Origin of the sequence: Vreelandella titanicae BH1 (genome assembly GCF_000336575.1) — a bacterium.
GTDB lineage: Bacteria > Pseudomonadota > Gammaproteobacteria > Pseudomonadales > Halomonadaceae > Vreelandella > Vreelandella titanicae.
The window spans coordinates 1-1,280 of sequence record NZ_AOPO01000041.1 but is presented as its reverse complement, the minus strand read 5'-3'; the positions used below and the strand labels follow the sequence as shown (position 1 = coordinate 1,280).

The window sequence follows — 1,280 nt, the reverse complement described above, 5'->3', positions numbered from 1 at the left end:
GCGGTTCAGGTAAAAATATTCTGACTTCAGCGTACCAAAGAAGCTCTCCATTGCGGCATTATCCAGGCAATTGCCTTTACGTGACATGCTCTGAATCACGCCATGCTCGCTGAGCTTACGCCGGTAAGCTGACATCTGATATTGCCAGCCTTGATCAGAATGCAGTAAAGGCGCGTCTTGGTCGGCCAACTTAGCCAAGGCTTTCTTGAGCATCCCCCCTACCAGCGAGTACTGCGGCTGTTTCTGCATTGAGTAGGACACGATTTCCCCGTTGTAGAGATCCATCACAGGCGACAAGTACAGCTTTTCGCCTCGGATATTAAACTCCGTGACGTCGGTTACCCACTTTTGGTTGGGTCGTTCAGCATGAAACTGGCGGGCAAGAAGATTGGGAACACTGGCCTGTTGTCCACGATAGGAGCGGTATTTCTTCGGGCGTACCAGCGACTTCAAGCCTAGATGCTGCATTAGGCGCTGGACTGTCTTATGGTTGACCTGCTCGCCCGACTGACGCAACGCTGCTGTGATTCGGCGATAACCGTAGCGGCCTTTGTGATGCTCGTAGAGGACGTGAATGCGTCGCTTCAGACCAGCATGCCGATCTTCCAACTGCTGAGCCCTTGCCTGATAATAGAACGTACTACGCGACAATTCTGCTACTTTTAGCAGCACCGCCAAAGGGTGGCCTTGCTTCAGCTCAAGGACTATCTGCGCTTTTTCTGCGCGGCTTGTTCTTTTGCCTGACGCAAGGCCCTCAACTTTTTTAGGTAGGCCACCTCAGCACGCAAGTACTCATTCTCTTGGAGCAGCTGCTCCAGCGAGCTCTTATCCGTCAGTGGAAGTGGGGGCTTTGGGGGCTCTGTTGTAGGCATCTTCGTCGGACGTCCTCGGGCTTTAGGCTCCAACGCTTGGAGGCCTCCTTCATGATACTGGCTTTCCCACTGCCGTACGACGCTCGTACCACCTCGAATATCGAACAGAGTCGTCGCTTGTAAGGCTGATAGCTCCTCTTGCCTCATCTGTTGCAACACCGCTAATTTGAACTCAGCGCTGTAGTGGGTGAACTTTTTCTGCAAGCCACTTAGACCATGCTGTTCAAAGTGTTTAACCCAACGCCTGACGGTTGTAGGGCCAAGACCGTACTGTCTGGCCAGACTCTTGTAACCCTGCTGTCCTTCTGCGTAGCGTTGCACTACTAGTAACTTGAACGCTTCATTATGTTTCGTCATGAAAAACACCCCAATCGTTGGATGAGCGTCCAACTTTTGGGGTGCAGTTCA

The 1,280-nt window shown here is 52.2% G+C and carries 1 protein-coding gene; it reads right to left on the bottom strand.

The features are described from left to right. Nucleotides 1–1,229, bottom strand: a protein-coding gene (locus tag HALTITAN_RS26160; protein ID WP_425598110.1) for an IS3 family transposase whose coding sequence is annotated in 2 segments (ribosomal slippage) — nucleotides 1–713 and nucleotides 713–1,229 — 1,230 coding nt annotated over the 2 segments. Because the reading frame shifts where the segments join, the coding sequence is not laid out codon by codon here. This gene is flagged as partial in the annotation. Nucleotides 1,230–1,280: the final 51 nt, after the last annotated feature.